Here is a 20,504-nt window from a genome sequence, read left to right on the forward strand (position 1 = left end):
AAACTATGGATATTCTTTTTATACGTGGGCTAAGGATCGATACCGAAATTGGTGTTTACGATTGGGAAAAGAATGTTAAGCAGCCCATCAGCTTGGATATCGAAGTTAATACCACCACCTTAAAAGCCGCCCAGACTGACGACTTGGATAATGCCTTGGATTATCAAACCATCGCCGACCGCATCAGTGAATTCCTCAATAGCCGACATTTCAATTTGGTGGAAACCGTAGCCGAAGAGATTGCCGGTATTTTGATGGATGAGTTCGGCGTAACTTGGCTGCGTTTGCGAGTTTCAAAACTCAGCGCAATTAAAACCGCGAAGGATGTGGGTGTTTTGATAGAGAGAGGGGTTAAGCCTTAGCACCAAAGTTGTGGGCGTGTTGATAGAGGTAATTCATTTGTGAGAAAGCTACTTTGGATTTTGAAATACTTTTTGCAAGAGACATTTAATTGGAAACCAAAGCGCAGAACAGACAAGAAAGTAACGCTAACCTTGTTTAATTATTTTTAATAATCAATGTGAGTTCAAATTATGCCCTTCGAAAATGAAAAGTTAACTGGCGAAGATCAGGCTCGATATAAAACCAAGGAAATGCTTGATAAATATGTCCCGCTCAAATCTGATGCCACTACATTTCCGCGATACTGGGTCATTGATCGTGAGCGAGATATTTTTTTACTTTTTGTGACATATGTGACGGATTCAAGCGGGCAAAGTGGATTGGCTGAGCCGACAGGGGAAGTCCTCTGGGTGCTTTCAATAAAAGGGCATGAATTTGAAGTGCGTCTAAAAAAAGGACCCTTAAGTTCAAAGCTTACAACCGATTCACCTTATCTAATTGTTTGGCAGTTGATCTCATTAAAACCTAAAGGATCCCAAGACATTGCTAATAGAGATGTAATTTTGCTGCTTAAAGAGGCTCTTCAATTATTTGGCGAATATGGAGCGTTCAGACAAATTCCAAACACGGTAGTTGAATTCGAATTTTAGTTAAAAAGGATTATTAACAATGGGTATATCATTCGATGAGGCAAACATAGAATTGGCGAGCATTCAAACAATAGATGATCTTCCAAAGCTACGAAACATTATCTCTCGTTTTGGAGAGTGGTGGGTGTCTCGATAAGAAAATGTGACGCTAACCTTGGTTAATTATTTTTAATTATCAATGTGAGTTTAAATTATGTCCTTCAAAAATGAGATGTTATCAGGCGAAGACCAGGCCCGATACAAGACAAAAGAAATACTCGATAAATATCTTCCGTATGACCCTATCAAAACTGACGCGACAATGTTCCCGCGATTATGGGTAATTGATCGTGAGCGAGATGTTTTTTTGCTTTTTGTAACACATGTGACAGATTCAGGCGGGCGAAGTGGATTGGCTGAACCGACAGGTGAAATCATCTGGTTGCTTTCAATCAAAGGGCGAAATTTTGAAGTACGCCTAAAACTGGGCGCTTCGAGTTCAAAGCGTAGATCCAAGTCATCTTACCTAATTGTTTGGCAGTTGATTTCTTTAGAGCCTAAAAATAACGAAGAAATTACTTACGACGACGCAATTTTACTGCTCAAAGAGGCTCTCCAAGTATATGGTAAGGCTGGAGCGGTCAGGCAAATTCCAAACACGGTAGTTAAATTCGAATTTTAGTTGAAGAAACAAAGACATGGGTCTCTTAATCAGGGACGCGGGCAACCTGGCTGTGTTTGCGAGTCTCAAAATTCAGCGTCATTAAATCCGCGAAAGACGTGGGAGTTTTGATAGAGCGCGGGAATCTTAAGTGAAAAAAGATGCTGCGAAAGTAAATATTGGCGAATTCAATCTTTCTTCCGAAACTTATTTTGGGAAGTTGAAAGTTAAAAGAAAAGGGACAGATTTATTTAACGGTAGTAAGAAATTGATTTTTTATGCTGTTAATAAAATAAACGGATTTATTTTTAAGAAAAGCTAAAGGGGCTTGTTAAGACATATATGGACCCAATAACTCAAGGCGTTTTCGGTGCGATTGCTGGGCAAGTTCCTGCTAACAAAACAACTATCGCTAAAGCCTCACTTGTGGGTGCTTTGTCAGGCATGGCGCCAGATTTAGATGTGCTGATTCGATCCTCCAAAGATTCCTTATTGTTTTTAGAATTTCACCGCCACTTTACCCACTCCTTGTTATTTGTGCCCTTTGGCGGGGGGATTTGTGGATTATTTTTCTTTCTTTTATTGGGCAAGCGTTGGCAAATTCCTTTACGGCAATTTCTGTTATGGAGCGTGCTGGGATTTGCGACCCATGGCTTATTAGATAGCTGTACCTCTTATGGCACGCGATTATTGTGGCCATTAACTGGGGAGCGATTTGCCTGGGATATGGTGTCGGTTATTGATCCGCTGTTTAGCGGGATTTTATTAACATTAATGGCCGCTGCGATTGCATTAAAGAAAAAGATTTTCACCTTACTTGCTGTTGCCTGGATTGGGATTTATCTATCAGTGGCCGCCATTCAACATCAGCGTGCTTTAAATTTTGGTTACGAATTGGCAAAACAGCGCGCACATACAGTTCAGCGCCTTCAGGTTAAACCCAGTTTCGGTAATATTATTGTTTGGAAGATTGTTTATGAAAGTGACCAGGTATTTTACGTTGATGCTTATAAACCCGGTTTTTTTCAATCGCGTCACTGGGCGGGGGAAAGCCTGCCTAAGTTAGATATCGACCGAGACTTTCCGTGGCTGGATATTAATGATCAACAAGCTAAAGATATCGAACGTTTTCGAGAATTCTCTGGTGATTTTCTAGCCCTTGACCCAAACAATCGCAATCGAATTGGCGATGTCCGTTACTCGCAGTTGCCCAATGACATAAACCCTTTGTGGGCAATTGAATTGTTTCCTGGTGCTGATAATCAAACGCATGCCCGCTATGTAACAGATCGAAGTGGTAGTCGAGAGGCATTGCCGAAGCTTGTCGATATGATATTGGATTGAACTTCTTGCATATCCACTTTCGAATTTAATCGGGACGCCCACGTTAAAGCCCCCAAAATTGGGGTTTTACCAATGTAAGATTATTACTGGAATTGATTAACGCGCAATTAGATGGGCGCTCTAGAAGAACCTTAAACATAGGTGACTCGATAAGAAAAGGGCACTAAAACCTCGCTACCAGTCGTCCGAGAGGCCTGTATTTAGGCTAATTCTTGTGTTTTTCTGTATAAATATTGACCGGTTTCGCGTGTACAATCGTAACATCTCGGTGTATTATCGCCGCCCGCTTTGATAATTCCGGTAACGTTTTTGCTGGATAGCGGCAACAGCTCGGATGAAAACGAGGTTTTCGCCGCCATTAATGAATCGCGAGGCATGCAAGCGTATGCAGATTTTTCATCATATTGCATCAGTTCGCGAGGCCCTCGATAGAGAGCGGGCCGCGGGGAAAACAGTCGGCTTTGTGCCGACGATGGGTAATCTCCACCAAGCGCATATCGAGCTGGTAAAAATTGCTCAGGCGAATTGCGATGTGGTTGTGGTGAGTATTTTTGTTAACCCCTTGCAGTTCAGCCTAAATGAGGACTGGGATAAGTACCCGCGGACTTACGAAGCAGATACGGCTCGGTTGATAGAAGCCAATTGTGATTATCTGTTTTACCCAGATGAGCACGAGATCTATCCTAATGGCATGGCTGAGCAGACCCGAGTTATCTTGCCAACCATGACCGATGTCCTATGTGGCGCGAGCCGTCCTGGACATTTTGAAGGCGTGACGACAGTAGTGACCAAGCTGTTCAATATCGTCGAGCCGGATGAAGCAGTTTTTGGCATCAAAGACTTCCAACAACTGGCGATAATTCGTAGGATGGTCGAAGATTTATGTATGCCGGTAAAGATTACTGCCGGAGAGATTTTCCGCGAAGCCGATGGCTTGGCGATGAGTTCACGGAACGCTTTTATCACCCCAGAAGAGCGGCCCTTTGTGAATCAGCTCAATAAGAGTTTGAATTGGGTTTGTGAGCAAATTAAGCAGGGTGAGCGTGAGTTTTTGCAGTTAGAAACTAGCGCTGCGAAACAAATTGAAGAAAGTGGTTTTAAGGTCGATTACATCAATATTTGTAACAGTAAAACCTTAGATCCAGCGGTTCACGATGATAAGGAAATCACCGTATTGGGCGCACTTTATACCGAAGGCGCACGTTTGATTGACAATGTTTCACTCGTTTTGTAAAAACCTCTAATTGGATATTGAGTAACAGCGTTACCAAGAGAGAAAGCTATGAATACAACGCTTCTAAAAGGCAAATTGCATATGGCCTGTGTGACCCAGGCTGAGTTGTGGTACGACGGTTCTTGCGCAATTGATGCCGATCTCGTGGAACTGGCGGGTTTGCGCGAATTTGAGCAAATTGATGTGCTTGATGTAAACAATGGCGAGCGTTTTACGACCTACGTCATTCTTGCTGAAGCGGGATCTAAAACGATCTCTTTGAACGGTGCAGCGGCCCGTAAAGTCCAAGTCGGTGATCGTATTATTATCGCGGCTTATGGCCAGTTTTCTGAACAAGAAGTGAAAGATTTTAAACCCAAACTGGTTTACCTTAACGAAGACAATTCTGTAGAGCGCACCACCAATACCATTCCAGTCCAGCTGAAAGAGCTGCGTTCTTGCTAGTAATAGCCCCTCATTAGTTTTATAAATGCCTCTTATTTTTCAGCCTGTGATGTAATCTGCATCACAGTTGAAAATTAATTTTTCTTGATCAATCGTCGCCACTCCATCCCTTTCTAAAAGCATTCACGGTGTTACAATCGGCGAATTGCTATTTCGTTAGCGCCAACTATCTCGGCCGACTTACAAAGAATAAATATCAAACCTATATACGAGAATCGCTATGTCTGATTTGCCCAAGCTTCATAAAGTCCCCGCTGAGTTTGCCAAGCAAGCTCATATCAACAAAGACCAATACGATGAACTTTATCGTCAATCGATTGAATCACCAGAGACATTTTGGGCCGAACAAGCCCAAGCTTTTCTGAGTTGGGATAAACCCTGGGATCGTGTTCGGCAATATAATTTTGAGCGTTGCGAAGCAGAATGGTTTGGTGGTGGTAAATTAAATGTCACCACGAATTGTATAGATCGCCATCTGCCCGAGCGGGCAAATCAAACAGCAATTATTTGGGAGGGAGATGATCCCAGCGAAGACAAAAAAATCACCTATGCAGAATTACATGCTGCTGTGTGCAAGTTTGCCAACGTGTTAAAAGCACGAGGCGTAAACAAGGGTGATCGCGTTTGTATTTATATGCCGATGATTCCAGAAGCCGCATATGCGATGTTGGCTTGTGCACGCATCGGAGCAATTCATTCTGTCGTGTTTGGCGGTTTCTCACCGGAAGCGCTTAAAGATCGAATTCTCGATTCAGATTGCCAAGTGCTCATTACCGCCGACGAAGGATTGCGCGGTGGTAAATTAATTCCTTTAAAAAACAATGCCGATAAAGCGTTAGCAAGTTGCCCCAATGTGCATACTTGTTTAGTTATAAAGCGTACCGGTGGCGAAGTTGCTTGGAATGAAAAACACGACCTGTGGTATCACGAAGCTATCAAAAATGTTGCCGATAGTTGTGAGCCAGAAAGTATGGATGCAGAAGATCCACTATTTATTTTGTACACCTCCGGCTCAACGGGTAAGCCAAAAGGTGTTTTGCACACTACTGCAGGTTATCTGCTCCAGGCGGCAATAACACACAAATATATTTTCGATTATCACGAAGGTGATGTGTATTGGTGTACGGCGGATGTTGGTTGGGTTACTGGCCACACTTATATTGTTTATGGCCCGCTAGCGAATGGTGCGATTACCTTAATGTTCGAGGGTGTGCCCAATTACCCAAGTGCGTCTCGTTGTTGGGACGTCGTTGATAAACACAAGGTTAATATTTTTTACACGGCGCCCACAGCGATACGCGCGTTAATGGCAGCGGGAAATGATTTCGTCACCCGCACAAAACGTGATTCTTTAAAATTATTAGGCACAGTGGGCGAGCCAATAAACCCTGAAGCGTGGGAGTGGTATTACAAAATAGTCGGTGATTCTCGTTGCCCCATCGTTGATACATGGTGGCAAACTGAAACTGGCGGGTTTATGTTGACGCCCTTTCCTGGCGCGACGGATTTAAAACCGGGTTCAGCGACGGTGCCGTTTTTTGGTGTCGAGCCTGTTATCTTAGATGCAGACGGAAAAGAAATGAGTGGCGCTTGTGAAGGAAACTTGGCCATTAAGAGTTCATGGCCTTCACAAATTAGATCAGTGTATGGCGATCATCAGCGTTGTATCACGACTTATTTTTCAACTTATAAAGGCTATTACTTTACCGGCGACGGCGCGCGTCGCGATGAAGATGGTTATTATTGGATTACTGGCCGCGTTGATGATGTGTTAAATGTCAGCGGTCATCGGATGGGAACGGCTGAAGTTGAAAGCGCATTAGTGCTTCACGAAAAAGTTGCCGAAGCGGCAGTTGTTGGTTGTCCTCATGATATTAAAGGCCAAGGTATTTATGCTTACGTCACTTTAATGAGTGGCGAAGAATATGTCGACGAATTAAAGAAAGAGTTAATTGGCTTATGTGTGAGTGAGATAGGCCCCATTGCTAAACCCGATTACATACAATGGGCGCCGGGTTTACCGAAAACACGTTCAGGAAAAATCATGCGCCGAATTTTACGAAAAATTGCTGCGAATGAAATCGATAGCTTGGGTGATACCTCGACACTGGCCGATCCCTCGGTGGTGGATGCCTTAATAGAAAATCGCTTGATTCGTTAGCATTTAAATTTTGTAAAGAAAGGCCCCGTAGGGGCCTTTCTTTGTAGATAAAAACGCCTAAAGCAGTACAGTGATATTGCTTAGTTTTTAATTTAGAAAAATAGTAGCTGTGTTGGCTCGGAAATTACAATAATTATAAAAAGAGGTGCGAATGGAATACGCGATAGAAACGTCAGGTCTTAGCAAAACCTATCAGGGTAATATAAAAGCGCTCCATTCTATCAATCTAAAAGTTAATCGCGGTGTATGTTTTGGCCTGTTAGGGCCAAATGGTGCGGGTAAATCGACACTCGTAAAAACCTTGCTATCTATTGTCCATCCCAGTGGCGGGTCAGCTACTCTCTTAGGCTTAGATTCGCGTTCTCCTCTTGCTCGTAAACGTGTTGGTTATTTACCGGAGGGCCATCGTTTTCCGAACTATTTAACCGGCCGCGGTGTATGTAAATATTTTGGTCGCCTAGCGGGGTATTCTGGGAAAGCGCTTGATCTTGATATTGAAAAAAAACTGGCGCTAGTCAATATGAGTGAATGGGCCGATACCAAGATCGTAAAGTATTCCAAGGGGATGATGCAGCGCGTAGGTTTGGCGCAGGCGATGATCGGCGACCCGGAAATATTATTTCTTGATGAGCCGACCGATGGCGTTGACCCTGTGGGTCGTCATGAGTTGCGTTCGGTCATTGCGTCAATTAAAGCACAAGGTTGCACCATATTTTTAAATTCTCATTTGCTTTCTGAAGTTGAAGAGATTTGTGATGAGATTGCAATCATGCACAAAGGTAAATTGGTGCAGCAAGGAACGATTGATGAAATAAAAACGTCGGCAGAAGGTAGTGGCAAAGGATGTGTTGTTAAGTTCCGTACCTCTCCGATTAATCGGAACCAAATAGAAACGCTTTCGTTTCTCGACAGTCAAGAAGAAAAGCTGGATGCCTTTCAACTGGCTTTAGAATCTGAAACTGACATCACAACAATTATCGATCAATTGCGTGCCGAGAATATTGAAATATTTAGTGTGCAGCCGCAAAGGATAGATCTCGAAGATGCCTTTATGGAATTGGTTAAAGGTCCAGGAGAGACCAGCAATCAAAATATGGGAGCACAACTATGATTCTCGCTCTCATTGGTGATACTTGGCAACAATCGAAACAGCAGGGCGTTTTTATTTTCATGTTGGCGATGATGGCTTTATTGTTGTTGGTCAGTATTGCATTACCTAAAACCTTTGTTTCTCCGAACGGTGAAAAACAATTCGGTTTAGTTATTATTAATAGTCCTATTTCTTACTTTTCCCAAAAGTGGGTTGATGTTTATTCTGAATCTTTAAATTTAGGCAATAATTCAGAAGATCTTGATGCGTCGCGATTCAGTATGGAGGAGTATGTTGAGAGGCGTCGTGAACAACGTTTGCAGAATCGACAACAAAGACAGCTGGCTGTTGAGAGAGCGTCGGATCTTTCAAATTATCAGCGAGCGGTCGAGTATTATATTTATCTAGTGATGGGTGTAATGTTCACCTTGACGATGTTCTTGTTTATTGCCGCATGTTCTGGATATTTTCCTGCCCTATTAAGTAGTGGTGCGGTAGATATTGTTTTATCGAAACCTATTAGCCGTTTTAAAATCTATATCGCCAAATACATTGGTGGTGTTGCATTGTATTCTTTTGCTATTCTGGTTTTTAGCGCGCTTTTATTTGTTGGTATAGGTATGCGAACAGGTATCTGGCATGCACGGATATTTTATTGTGCACCTTTGATGATTTTCACGGCGATGGTTTTATATGGCATTCTTTCTCTAATAGGCACTGTAACGAAAAGTTCGACAATGGCGGTGTTGCTGGGTTTTGTTCTGTACGCCGTTATCGATTCGTCAATCGCCCTGTTGTTAAGTTACCAAGACGTATTTGCGAGTTTTGGTTGGGAAAAGGTTAATGCTATTTGTTCGGTTTTGCGGAATGTCTTGCCGAACTTCGATATATTAAAAGATCAAGCCGTGGCTTCGGTATTAAATGTACCGGCCTTCCAGGTACAGCCATTTGTGGTTTCTTTTGTTTGGTTGGTTGCGAGCGTGGGTTTGGGGTACTTAGTGTTCTCGAAACGTGACTTCTAGGCGGGAGCGCCTGAATAGGCAGTGTATTTCATTGGTCTCGCAAAAATCTTCAATATTTCCAAAGGCCCACGAAGGTTTTTAAATTTTTTATCCATAAAAAAACCCCGATCATTCCTGGTCGGGGTTTTTACTTTTCTGTTGAAAATCTTGCTGAGAATTTATTCTGTTTTTTCAGTGTTTGTTGGGTTTCTGGGTTTTAGCAGGTTGGCTAATTCGTCGACTTCTATGCCGCCGCTTTTATTTGCATCGAACCAGGGAATTAATTTCATCATGCGTTCACGGCTCGCTTCTGGAAGTTCATCGATAGTTATTTTTCCATCGAAGTCTGTATCCATATAACCCATTGCTAAATTAACGCGGTTTTGAAAAGGATCTAGTGCTCCTCCATCTTCTGGTTCTTCGGCATAACGGTACGACACGCCACCATAGAGCATCTCTTCCCAACTTTGTAATCCCCAGCGAACATTAATTTTAGGATCAGGGTTGCTGAGTTTTAGGGGCGAGTTATCGTATACCGTACTATGAATTACTAAAGTTCCGGCGGGCACTTCTAAGGGCTTTTCTAATTTGAAGTAACGCTGCCAATTGAAATCGTAGTTCGGTACAGAGAGCAGCAGTTCTTTTTTGCCATCAGGATAAAGCGCGAAAAACTTTGAGCTTTTACCCCGGTAATGTGAGTGAGGGAATAAAGCAAAGATAACAGCGTCGCGCTCAAATTTATAATACGCCGCTTCTTCGTGACTACCGTCCATCACGGGTATGTTTATCGCGGGATCAATAATGGCGTAGTGTCGCAGTATATGTTTTGGCGCGTCATCGCGAAAATATAAACCGATACGGGTCTTGTCTTTAGTCGCTTTGCCACTTGGCGTGTAATGCATCTGAGTAAAGAAGCTAGAGCCAGCGGGAACCTTCAGTGCCGTATTGGATGGGTAAACATATTTTTCATTACCAGGCACAAAAGTCATCAGCTGTTGTTGCAAGATGGAGCTATTAGTTTCGTTTACCGCATCATTGGATTCGTTTTTAATATTTCCAGGATTCACCGGGTCACCAAATGAAGCGATGGCGTGGTGAAGAATTTTTCTGTCGCCGGGAATGATCTGTACCGCGCGAACCCATACGTCTTTATCAAGAGGGTTGGCAACTTCAAAATTTTGATAATCAAGAACACCCGTTGCAGGAATATCAAATTCAGGTAATTCAACGATAAGATCTGGTTCTCCTAAATCCCACTCAGTTTGTTTCGCAACTACGGATTTCAAGGGGTCGTTGCCTTTACCTCGCTCTGCACCCGCATCTACCCAGGTAATGATCGTTTGTTGTTCTTCAATGCTTAAACTTAAATCTTCTTGAAAGCTGTTCACGTGGGGGTCGGCATGCCAAGGTGGCATACGCTTCGTTAAAATAACTTCTTTAATCATTGGTGCAAAACCTTTGATCATTTCGTATGAGGTCATTGCCCAAGGGCCGATGCCTTCAGGTCGGTGACACGTAGCACATTTATCTAAGAGTATGGGTGCAACGGTTTCGCTGTAAGAAATATTTTGCGTGTGAGTTTTTATATCATGAAGTGCGATACTGGCTTTTGGCATCGCTACTGTTGGGCTGTTTATTTTGCTTCCATTTAGATGAGAGTTTAGCGCAGATTTTAACAACTCATTTGTATCGGTGCTGATCGGTCCCAGATAAACACGCTGCCATTTTTGCTGAGGTGCAATAACAATAACTTCACCCACATGATTAAGGCCAATAGTGTTCGACACCAACTGACTTTCGTCGAGGAGGGTAGCCAAGCCCAAACCCAAATCTTGAATGCTTTGCCGTGAATCGCCGCTCGCATTTAACAAATAAAACTTTATGCCTTTGTTTTCGAATTCAGTGGCGATGTTTTTATATTGCGAGACCAAGCTTTGCATATTCTTGGCCTTCGCATTGTGACCCATAATAACAATGGCTTCGGAGTCGCTGTAGTAATGTAATTCATGGGACAGACCTTCCTGGTCGATCAATAGAAAGTTACTGACTCGAGGGGCATCTGCCATCGTATTAAAAGATAAAAGAACGAGTGCTGTGGTGAAAAGCGAAAGGACTATTTTGGAAAAACTGATCAAACGCTGTCTGTTAATAGTTTTCATTTTAAATACGACCTTGAATTGTATTGACTAGTTTAATATTTAGCTCGCGCAAATTTATTGGATTTGCAGCGATAAATACATCAATTATGTTCGACTCTCTGGTTTTAAACTAAGCGCCAAACAAGTTGGCCTAAAAACAGAGCGTATCCTTATAGTTTATTCGTTAACAAAATCACTAGTGGTTTAGTTGACTTGTCAGCTCGTCGACATTGACTATACGGACAGTTGAATCTAAATTTGTGACCGAAGTATAGCGAAGAGTTTAGATGAATTCTTGGAATTCTAGAAAAATTAACAAATATTATGTGCTGAGTTTAGCTGCAAAGATGTAACCATAAGTCATGTATCGAAGCGCGAATCAATATGATTGATAACGCGTCAGGGTGGTACTGGTATAGCGACACTTAGATTCAAGAGCCTATTAAGAAGCTTTCAATTCTTTGTTTCGGTAAAGGGCCGTGATCATCGAGCCAAATACAACCAATAATGCGCCGACGATGCTCCAAACGTTCAGTTGTTCTACCGGTAAAAAACCCGGTACTAGTTGTTCGAGTATATTCATAAAGATAATCGAGAAGAGCGGCGTCGTGGCGAGAACGGCGCTAACGCGGGAGGCTTCCCAATGATTCAGCGCTTCAGCGAAAGCACCATAACCTATTAAGGTATTAAGACAGCAAAACAATAATGAAAATAGCTCGATGTGATTTAGGTTAAAGATTTGCATTGCGTCGATTAAAGGCAGCATCAATATCACGCCGACCACATAGATCAACAGCATAATTCCCGCTGACCCCAATTCCACAAGTAGTTGCTTCTGCGTTAAGGCGTAGCCCGCCCAGGTAATCGCCGCAGCACCAATCCATGCGACGCCTATCGTGTAATCAGATAATGAAGTGAATAGTTCATGGAGTCGTTGATTGAAAAATAAAAATATACCGCATAAGAAAATAAAAAATCCGAACCACTGAACCGCACTAAATTTTTCTTTAAAAATTATCAGGCCGCCAAGCAATAACAACATTGGTGCAAACTGAATCATCACTTGGGCGCTGCTAGCGGGAATTGTATTGAGGCCGAAGACATAAAAGTTGTAGTTGAAACACAAACTTAGAATGCAAACTATCGCCATCAGCAAAACACCGCCGCGTAATTTTTTAATGTTTGGAAGCGACTTGTGATAAGCAAGATAAGGAGCGATTAACATCGCCGCAACTAGAAAGCGATACCACGTGACGGTGATAGGGTCCATGTTTGTTAGTACACCCTTCAATCCGATTGGCAATAGGCCCCAGACAATAGCTGTTAACAAAGAGAGACTGAGGCCAAGACGCCAGCGACCAGTAATGGAATGCATGAATGTCTACTTAAAAGAAGTTATTGGATAGAGGGGTCTAAAGAGTCGAGTCAGTCTATCACCAAAGTTAGATCCGTGCGTAATAGCTTGTCAGTGAATTACTTAATATCTTCTTGAAGATCTGTTTCTCGCTCAAAAAGTGAAAACAATTCATTGTGGATTAATACCGCATGGGAAGGGGCGATATCGTGCCCCATATTGTCTATCCAAAGCGTCGTTGCTTTAGGTGTTAAATCGGCGTGATGTACGCCGGAAGAAAATGGAATAACCGGATCGAGTTTACCGTGAACGATGAGGGTAGGAATATTCTTTTGACTGGTAACGGCGTTTTCAGGCCTTACGATATTTTCCATTTTTGCAATGGCGATGCTGTGTTTTTGTATTGCTTGAGTATTGATCCCATTGCGGAACCTGATTTCATACAGTACTCGCTCCGCAACGTGTTTAGTGTCGCGATGCTGATCACTTTTCCCATTAATTATATCGAGCATTGCTAGCTCTAATTTGATGGCTCCCGCTTCACTATCTCGCCAGCCGTATCGTGCGAAAGCCCAGAATATTTTTAAATACAGTGTGCTCGATATTTGCGGTAATTCAGATTCGAAATCGAGTTTTGCGGACATGATAGAGCTTAGGGAGCTGACTCGATTGGGGTGATTCTGCGCAATATTTTGTGCTATCAACCCGCCCATCGATACACCCAACACATGAACCTCTGAAATATCTAAAGTGTCGAGAATCGCGATGGCATCTGCCGACATATCATCGAGTGTGTAAGCGTTTTCCTTATTCCATTCGAGACTTCTATCGGACATGCCGACATCGCGATGGTCAAAGCGAATAACGCGATAACCTTGATCGATCAGGGGCTGAGTGAAATATGTTGGCCAGACTAAAGCGCTTTGTCCGATCCCCATGATCAATAATAGAGTTCCCTTCACCTCACCTTTTGGTTCTAGCACTTCATACCAAATTTTCACTCCCTTTGAATCTGCATAGCCCATGGTGCCACGGATTAATTCTGGCGGGCCGGTGACGATCGTATCGGAAATTATTTTTTTGTCCGCTGAGCTCACGTTGGTGCATCCTGAAGTGAGGCTAATGATGATCAAGAGTATAGGACACAGAAATTTCATTGATGAGCCGCATAAATATTTTAGAAGCATGCAGATTAGCAGATTTAAACATCAATATACGAGACAGAATCCGTGTTGGACTTGTTTTGGCGTGTATCTTTAGCGGAGAGGGAGGTTTGAAGTGGCCAAACAGATACGCGAACGACGCAGGGAAAAATCAAAACATTTGAATGGTTAGCAACTCTTGTCGAGCTAATTGGGAATCTTAAAACAAAGATTGACTGCGTCTTAAGATCCCCGGTTTTGTCCTTAAATAGAATGTTTAATTAATTGTTACTCGCACTATCGATATTGGCGCCACCTTTTATTAGCAGCTTAACAATATCGGAGTGACCGTTTTTCGACGCGGAATACAGTGGTGTTAGTCCGCTTGCGTTGCTGACATTAGGGTCAGCGCCTTCGTCTAGTAACATTTTAACGATTGCTTTGTGCCCATTTTCTGCTGCGCTGTAAAGCGGAGTGTTACCGTTGGCTCCAGTCTTGTCGACGTCTATGTTGCCCTCTAGCAGCATTTTTACGACGTCTTTGTGGCCGTTGCTTGCAGCAGCGTTAAGCGCAGTATCTTCTCTATTTCTTCGATTCGAGCTGTATTGATTCTTGGCAAACTTCATTTCGCGTTCAATTTCTTTCGAAGCTTTTGCCAGCTCGTCCTTAGCATTCGCCCAGATTTCACTATATCGACCGCGGTTTTGATCGTAATTTTTCTGGCCCTTGCTAAAGTCGATATTTCCTCGGTCACGATCGAAATCAAAGTCAAAGTCGAAATCAAAATTGTCGACGAATTCGCCAATGAATCCTGCTACATAGTCACCGATAGGTGAAAGATCTGGCATGTGGCTTTCGTCTTCGGTAATTAACCAACGACCGTTTTGCTTACGCCATTGCGCTTGATAATCCCCAGATAAAGTGAGATCGATTCCTTCATTAATCGTGACATGATAGGTTCCGATTTCTGTCGCTTGGTTATCTTTGACATCGACACTGTTAATGTCCATGGTGATATTCACGCCGCTGCCCGCCATATCACCAAAGTAACGGCGAATTTCATTCTTTCCGCGATAGGTTTTGTCTGGAGTAACGGCTACCGCATCTTCTGCGTAGAATTCCATTAACTTGTCGAGATCACCCGCTGCGAAAGCCTGCGACCACGCCTTATTAATGGCTGTAAATTCTTCTATTTCTGGTGTTGTCGGTAGGTTTTCTTTTAATGTTTTAATTTCTGTTTCTAGGTCGACAATTTTTTCTTGCTTACCTTCGGGAGTTTGTGTCTGGCTTTTTGTTTCGGATCTAACAAGCTCCAGCTCGTTCTCTAAGGCGTTAATGGTTTGTTGTATTTCGCTTCTGTCTTCCGAATTAGTTTGTTGGGCGTCTGGGCGCGCGGAAAAAATCGCTAATACCGTCGCTATTGCGATTAAAGCGAGTAATGTAATAGTTGTTTGACCGCGACTCAGTCCGCGCCTTGATTGTGATGTGGATAAAATGGAACGCATACGTTGAGGAAAAAATGAATAACTTCCCATGGCTGTCATAACCCCGCTGTTAAGTTGTTTACTTTGAATAGTTTTTACTATGTCTAATAAGTCTTGCGCGTAAGTAGAAGCCGCCACGCCTTTATCTAATACAAAATTGTCAGCCGATTTTTCTTGCTCTTCTTTAAGTTTTCTAAATCCATACCAAGCAAGTGGATGGAACCAATAAATTGTGCAGCTAATGTAGGCCAATATTCGCGTAAAACTGTCAGCATTATTGATATGGCCAAGCTCGTGAAGAATGGCTGATTCCTGTTTTGATCTTGACCAAGAAATATAATCCGCAGGCAGAACTACCGAGGGTCTTATGATACCAAGCGCTATTGGTGTCGATAATTCATCAGAGCTATAGAGAGAAATCCGGTTTTCTCGTGAGATGTTTTGGGTGAAAAGGTAAAGAGGGTCATCCATGTTTAGCGCTTGTGATCGTCTAAATAAAGCACGGGCCATCAACGTGTGGCGTAATAGTCGCAAGGAAAAAAATACGAATCCCATTGCCCACAATAAAAACAAACTGAGTTCCAGATTTATCGCCAAGCTGTCTTGTCCACTATTCTCAATTATCCCCGGTGTGATAGTTGAGCTGTTGTCAGCTGGCACGTCCAAAACTTCTACGTTTGTTTTTGCCTCGTGGTTGACGCCCGTCGAATTGTTAATCTCTTCAAGCTTGTTGAGAGGTTTCGCCTCGTTATTTATTCCAACGATTTCATTGGCGATGGCCGCGGTGGTATCTTGTTCGGTTGCCAGTAATGGGATTTTTGGCAAGGCGACACTGAGTAAAGGTATCAATAGTATTAAACTAAATGCACCCACCCATATTAGACGACGTAAAGCCGCCGATTGATATCGGAGTAAAACGGCGGCGAGCGATGCAACGCTCAAGAGTAAAGTGATGCGTATTAATAGTTCCAAGCCACTTAAGGACAATCCATTTACGTTGAGTAGCGAAGTAATCGTTTCCATTTATCGATCCTCTTGTTTTGCTTTTTCGGTAAGGTTTGAAAGCTGATCTAGGTCATGTTCAGATAAATTTTTGGCTTCAGTGTCGATAAGGGTGGCAATTAAATCTTGATGTGATCCGCCGAAAAAATTAGTTAATACATTCTGCAAGGCTGACGATTTTGCTTTGGTTTTGGGAACCACCGCCGTATAAACGTAACGAATACCCTCTTGCGAATAATCCAAATAACCTTTATCGACCATCGCTCTTAAATGAGATCTTATTGAGGTATAACTTGGAGCATCGTTAATCGCTTCGTGAATCTCCCGTGCGGTTGCTTTTTCAAAACGGTAAATAACATCCATTATCTGCCGCTCGCGTCGGGAAAATTCCGTTTGTGTATCTTTTGACATGGCTGGTCTCGCTGATAAATGTCTTTCGTTAAAATTAAATGGTCGTGGTGTCTCTTCTCTGAATCTGGATTCTCGCCCAAGCCTTTAAATTCCGTTGCTGACTTGTAAGAACACTCTAAATTTCCTAACATGCCAGAAAACCAACATGTTGGAATACTAACAGCCTTCGACACTTTGTCAATTCTTAGGAGCCCGATGATTGCCAAGCAAAGATAAATCGGGCGACAAAATTTATGAAAAACACCGAAAACATCGTTTACTACTAGGTCTTATCTATTCCAAGCGATTGTTTTTATTGAATAAATGTAAAAAACTACGACATCGCTTAAATTAACACTGCTTAACATTCGAGGCTTGCTCTACAAAAATATAGTGTTATAGTTATGCATAACACTATAGCTCGCATTACAAGTCAATAGGTCAATCAAGAGCTAGCTAATCAATAGTAATAAGTGGAAGGCCAATACATGAAAGCGTTGATGAAGAAAACATTACAGAGTACGGCACTAATCTCAGCACTAGCGGCGAGTGCATTGGTCGATGCGGAGGTGGTGAGCTCTACTATTGAGTTAGAGGACGTACAACATCTAAGAATTGGCGGCCATTTTAATGTTGTCGTCACTCAAGGTGAGCCGGAATTTGTTCGTGTTACTACCGAGGAGAAAAACCTAGACAAGCTTGAAGCAAAGGTGCGAGGCGAAACCTTGCGAATCGATGGTAAGCACACGAGCGGCCTTTGGGGTATAGGAAGAAATGTAGAAGCTGATTTTGAGATTCAAATAAAAGAAATTAAGAGTATCGAAAACCGTGATTCGGGAAACGTAAAAGTAAACCAGATTGTTTCCGATGGGCGACTAAAAATTGAAAATCGCGGTTCGGGTGATCTTAATATTGAATCAATTCAAGCGCGTAAAGTTGAATTGAATTCAAGAGGTTCTGGCGATGCGCAAGTAAAGAGCATCAGCGCGAGTAATATTGAAATTAGCGCTCGCGGATCGGGCGATGTCGACGTTGACCAACTTAAGGCCGATGAAATAGAAGTGGGCGTATATGGTTCGTCCGATATTAGCTTAGGTAAGGGCGGGGAAAGTTACAGCAAAGATTTAGAGATCTCCATTCGGGCTTCCGGGGACGTTAATGCGCAAGAAGTCGTGGCAGATTCTGTGGAGGTGTCGATTTATGGATCGGGGGACGTCCGAGTAAACGCTAGCGAGCGTCTCGAAGTCGATATTAACGGAAGTGGCGATGTTCTCTATCTCGGAAATCCTGCAGAAATTGATAGAGACATCAAAGGATCGGGCGATGTTCGATCAATTAAGCAATAGCGAAAGGCGATATTTTAAATGAGTGGCATTGACGATTGGGATGATTCCCAACCTATTTATCGCCAGCTTCGCGAAAAAATTATCGCGTTGATTATCGAAGGCGTCATAAAAGAAGGTGAAGCGATACCGTCAGTAAGACAGGTCGCGAGTGATTATCGAATCAATCACATAACCGTTTCAAAAGCTTATCAAGAGTTGGTTGATGAAGGTCTACTACAAAAACGACGTGGTCTGGGCATGTTTGTTGAAGAGGGTGCACAAAAAATACTGCTCGATCGAGAGCGATCTCGATTTCTGGATACGGAAGTTGAAAATTTGGGGAAGCGTATGAAGCAATTAGGTATTACTTCTGAAGAGTTGTTGATGCTGTTGGAAAAACAAACGCAAAAAGGTGAAGAATAATGAGCGCCTTGGTATCAGCAAAAAATCTCACAAAAAAGTACGGTAAAACCACAGTCCTCGATGGTATCGATTTAGAGATCGAACCAGGAAAGATTGTCGGCCTGATCGGTCACAATGGCGCGGGAAAAACAACAGCGCTCAAATGTATCTTGGGTTTGGCGCCTTGTGAGGGGGAGCTAAGCGTGCTTGGCATGGAGCCGAATCGAAATAGAGCAGGCTTAATGGAAAAAGTGTGTTTTATCGCGGACACCGCAATTCTGCCACGTTGGATTACACCGAATAAATCGTTGGATTTTATGGATGCAATTCATCCTAAATTCAATCGCAAAAAAGCAGAAATGTTTTTACAGAAAACCGATATCAAACTCGACAAAACAGTCGGCAAACTTTCGAAAGGAATGATTACGCAGTTGCATTTAGCCTTGATCATGGCAATCGATGTTCCTTTGCTAGTGTTGGATGAGCCTACCCTCGGCTTGGATATTCTGTATAGAAAACAGTTCTACACGAGTTTGTTAAATGATTATTTTGATCAAGAAAAAACAATCCTAATTACGACCCACCAAGTTGAAGAGATCGAGACAATTTTAACGGATCTTGTTTTTATTAGAGATGGAAAAATTGTGCTTAATTCGACCATGGAAGAGGTGGCAGAAAACTTCACTGAAGTTAGTGTAGGTCCTGACCTATTGGATGAGGCGAGAAAGCTAAATCCTATCTATGAGAATTCTGGTCTGGGGAAAACGGAATTTATTTTCGAGAACTTGAATAAAAAAGAAGTTGCTCAGTTTGGGGAAGTTCGCTCGGCAAAAATTGCGGATTTATTTGTAGCGAAGATGCAATAGGGAATCACATGAACGAGAGATTCACAAAGATTACATATTTACTGCGCCGGGAATTCTGGGAGCATATCGGCGGTGTATTTTGGACTCCCGTCATTCTTGCCGGTGTCGCTGTATTTTTCATGACTTGTAGTTACTTCCTATATAGTTATGAAATCGGTGTTTCTGCAAGCGATTCGGGCGAGTATTTTGAAAGCGCTCAGGAACCTGAGCAAGTGATAGACTTTTCGAGCGGTACAATTGTCATCAGTGATCGGTTATTTCCGAATTCAGAGTCGAGCAGCTTGTCACATTCTAATATTATTAGGGCTAGTGTTTTTGCGATATTCTTTGGTTTTCAGGTTGTAGCATTTTTTGTCATTGTGTTCTATTTGCTTTCATGTCTTTTTGTGGACCGTAAAGATAGAAGTATATTGTTTTGGAAGTCCCTTCCGATTCGAGAGGGCGAAAGTGCTTTAGTGAAATTTAGCTTCGCAATTTTTCTTATACCACTTGTTGCTTTTTTAGTTTCCCTGGCGCTGCAATATGCGACAGCGATAGCCTTATCGTTAAGCGCTGCTGGTGTTGGCGACAATTCATTTTTTGAAATTTTCTCAGATATAGATTTTGTTAATTTAATATCGGTCAGTTGCTTGTTCATTTTGTATTGTGCATTCAAAGCACTTCCCTTGTATGCCTGGTTAATGTTTGCTTCGGCTTGGGCCAAGCGTTCTCCATTCTTGGTAGCAGTAATACCACCTTTGGCAATAATTGCTTTGGAGTCGCTTATTTTTAGAACCACCTATTTCGTTTCGTTTTTGGCTGATCTCATTTTTGTGATGGGTTTGGATGAGAACGAAATAAATATTTCTAATATGGATTCAGGCCTGTTGCGAGATGGAGTCTCACGAATAACAGACGCTTTTTTAAATACGAGTCCGGTGTTGATGATGGTTTCTTTGGCGGTAACCGCTGGCTTTTTATCCGCTGCGGTGTGGCTTCGAAATAATCGTTATGAAATTTAAATTTGTTTTGAAAAATAAGTTAATTTAAGGGGATATTGATATGGAAATAGAATATACATTTCGTGAAATTCTTGAGGACGGAGTGACAAGTCCGGTTGGCCCTTTTCGTGTTGAGCTTGGATATTTTTTATTTGTTGAAGCGGCCTGTTTTTTTGGTGTGCTGCCACCGTTTCGGATGCTCAATAATAAATTAATGACAGGACGGCTAATTAGTACTCAGGGAAGAGTGCTGGAATGGGAGCCAAGACGCATCAATCGTATTCACTACGAGCAATTAAAGCGTTCCATAAAAGCGAATCCAGAATGGGGCGGTGAAATCGACGATGGCTTTCGCGGGAGTCGAGAATACTGGGAGCGCTGGGCGATTCTACGCTCAGTGGCAAAGATGCCAACAGTCTTTAGTTAATTTTATCCGTATCGCTTAAACACTTTTTTGTTGTTACCGCTGGCCGTAATCGCTCCCCCAAAAAAGATGCGGCCAGTGGTTTTTTTTG

The 20,504-nt window shown here is 42.5% G+C and carries 20 protein-coding genes; 15 read left to right on the forward strand and 5 right to left on the reverse strand.

Features of this window, described 5'->3' with window-relative positions:
- The first annotated feature begins 5 nt into the window (after positions 1-5).
- The 10 genes from folB to ACYUCY_RS02060 all read left to right on the forward strand — a co-directional run bounded on the left by folB (position 6) and on the right by ACYUCY_RS02060 (position 8,927).
- A complete protein-coding gene (folB, locus tag ACYUCY_RS02015) occupies positions 6-362 on the forward strand; it encodes a dihydroneopterin aldolase (protein WP_460224770.1) in 357 nt (118 codons plus the stop codon).
- Positions 363-533: 171 nt separating this feature from the next.
- Positions 534-992, forward strand: a complete 459-nt coding sequence (locus tag ACYUCY_RS02020) for a hypothetical protein (RefSeq protein WP_460224771.1) — start codon at positions 534-536, stop codon at positions 990-992.
- A 193-nt stretch (positions 993-1,185) separates the two neighbouring features.
- A complete protein-coding gene (locus ACYUCY_RS02025; protein WP_460224772.1) occupies positions 1,186-1,653 on the forward strand; it encodes a hypothetical protein in 468 nt (155 codons plus the stop codon).
- Positions 1,654-1,783: 130 nt separating this feature from the next.
- Positions 1,784-1,954, forward strand: coding sequence for a hypothetical protein (locus ACYUCY_RS02030; RefSeq protein ID WP_460224773.1), 171 nt, complete (start codon positions 1,784-1,786; stop codon positions 1,952-1,954).
- Between the two features lie 20 nt (positions 1,955-1,974).
- Positions 1,975-2,976 carry a metal-dependent hydrolase gene (locus ACYUCY_RS02035; RefSeq protein ID WP_460224774.1) on the forward strand — a complete coding sequence of 334 codons (1,002 nt, stop codon included), beginning with the start codon at positions 1,975-1,977 and terminating at the stop codon, positions 2,974-2,976.
- A 385-nt stretch (positions 2,977-3,361) separates the two neighbouring features.
- Positions 3,362-4,210, forward strand: coding sequence for a pantoate--beta-alanine ligase (gene panC, locus ACYUCY_RS02040; protein ID WP_460224775.1), 849 nt, complete (start codon positions 3,362-3,364; stop codon positions 4,208-4,210).
- Between the two features lie 48 nt (positions 4,211-4,258).
- Positions 4,259-4,654, forward strand: coding sequence for an aspartate 1-decarboxylase (gene panD, locus ACYUCY_RS02045; protein ID WP_460224776.1), 396 nt, complete (start codon positions 4,259-4,261; stop codon positions 4,652-4,654).
- Positions 4,655-4,874: 220 nt separating this feature from the next.
- Positions 4,875-6,815, forward strand: a complete 1,941-nt coding sequence (acs, locus tag ACYUCY_RS02050; protein ID WP_460224777.1) for an acetate--CoA ligase — start codon at positions 4,875-4,877, stop codon at positions 6,813-6,815.
- Between the two features lie 151 nt (positions 6,816-6,966).
- Positions 6,967-7,926 (forward strand): ABC transporter ATP-binding protein, encoded by a 960-nt coding sequence (locus ACYUCY_RS02055; RefSeq protein ID WP_460224778.1) that lies wholly within the window; start codon positions 6,967-6,969, stop codon positions 7,924-7,926.
- Positions 7,923-8,927, forward strand: a complete 1,005-nt coding sequence (locus ACYUCY_RS02060) for an ABC transporter permease (RefSeq protein ID WP_460224779.1) — start codon at positions 7,923-7,925, stop codon at positions 8,925-8,927. Before ACYUCY_RS02055 ends, ACYUCY_RS02060 begins: the two co-directional genes overlap by 4 nt.
- A gap of 158 nt (positions 8,928-9,085) precedes the next feature.
- On the opposite strand, the gene ACYUCY_RS02065 is transcribed toward ACYUCY_RS02060, so the two are convergent.
- The 5 genes from ACYUCY_RS02065 to ACYUCY_RS02085 all read right to left on the reverse strand — a co-directional run bounded on the left by ACYUCY_RS02065 (position 9,086) and on the right by ACYUCY_RS02085 (position 16,437).
- Entirely contained in the window at positions 9,086-11,065 is a 1,980-nt protein-coding gene (locus tag ACYUCY_RS02065) for a hypothetical protein (protein ID WP_460224780.1), read from the reverse strand.
- Positions 11,066-11,486: 421 nt separating this feature from the next.
- Positions 11,487-12,419, reverse strand: a complete 933-nt coding sequence (locus tag ACYUCY_RS02070) for a DMT family transporter (RefSeq protein ID WP_460224781.1) — start codon at positions 12,417-12,419, stop codon at positions 11,487-11,489.
- 98 nt (positions 12,420-12,517) lie between these two features.
- Positions 12,518-13,495 carry an alpha/beta fold hydrolase gene (locus tag ACYUCY_RS02075; RefSeq protein ID WP_460224782.1) on the reverse strand — a complete coding sequence of 326 codons (978 nt, stop codon included), beginning with the start codon at positions 13,493-13,495 and terminating at the stop codon, positions 12,518-12,520.
- Positions 13,496-13,821: 326 nt separating this feature from the next.
- Entirely contained in the window at positions 13,822-16,047 is a 2,226-nt protein-coding gene (locus tag ACYUCY_RS02080) for an ankyrin repeat domain-containing protein (RefSeq protein WP_460224783.1), read from the reverse strand.
- Positions 16,048-16,437, reverse strand: coding sequence for a BlaI/MecI/CopY family transcriptional regulator (locus ACYUCY_RS02085; protein WP_460224784.1), 390 nt, complete (start codon positions 16,435-16,437; stop codon positions 16,048-16,050).
- Between the two features lie 467 nt (positions 16,438-16,904).
- Between ACYUCY_RS02085 and ACYUCY_RS02090 the strand changes: the two genes are divergently transcribed.
- From ACYUCY_RS02090 to ACYUCY_RS02110, 5 genes are read left to right on the forward strand one after another with little or no spacing between them, the layout of a single operon-like run.
- Positions 16,905-17,762, forward strand: coding sequence for a GIN domain-containing protein (locus ACYUCY_RS02090; RefSeq protein WP_460224785.1), 858 nt, complete (start codon positions 16,905-16,907; stop codon positions 17,760-17,762).
- 18 nt (positions 17,763-17,780) lie between these two features.
- On the forward strand, positions 17,781-18,164 hold the full coding sequence (locus tag ACYUCY_RS02095; protein ID WP_460224786.1) for a GntR family transcriptional regulator: 384 nt from the start codon (positions 17,781-17,783) through the stop codon (positions 18,162-18,164).
- Entirely contained in the window at positions 18,164-19,009 is an 846-nt protein-coding gene (locus ACYUCY_RS02100) for an ABC transporter ATP-binding protein (RefSeq protein ID WP_460224787.1), read from the forward strand. The genes ACYUCY_RS02095 and ACYUCY_RS02100 overlap by 1 nt, the downstream gene beginning before the upstream one ends.
- Before the next feature lie 8 nt (positions 19,010-19,017).
- Complete coding sequence (locus ACYUCY_RS02105; protein WP_460224788.1) at positions 19,018-20,010, forward strand: hypothetical protein; 993 nt, start codon at positions 19,018-19,020, stop codon at positions 20,008-20,010.
- A 40-nt stretch (positions 20,011-20,050) separates the two neighbouring features.
- Positions 20,051-20,416 (forward strand): hypothetical protein, encoded by a 366-nt coding sequence (locus tag ACYUCY_RS02110; protein ID WP_460224789.1) that lies wholly within the window; start codon positions 20,051-20,053, stop codon positions 20,414-20,416.
- Positions 20,417-20,504: the final 88 nt, after the last annotated feature.

The sequence above is a fragment of the Aurantivibrio infirmus genome (genome assembly GCF_054767315.1).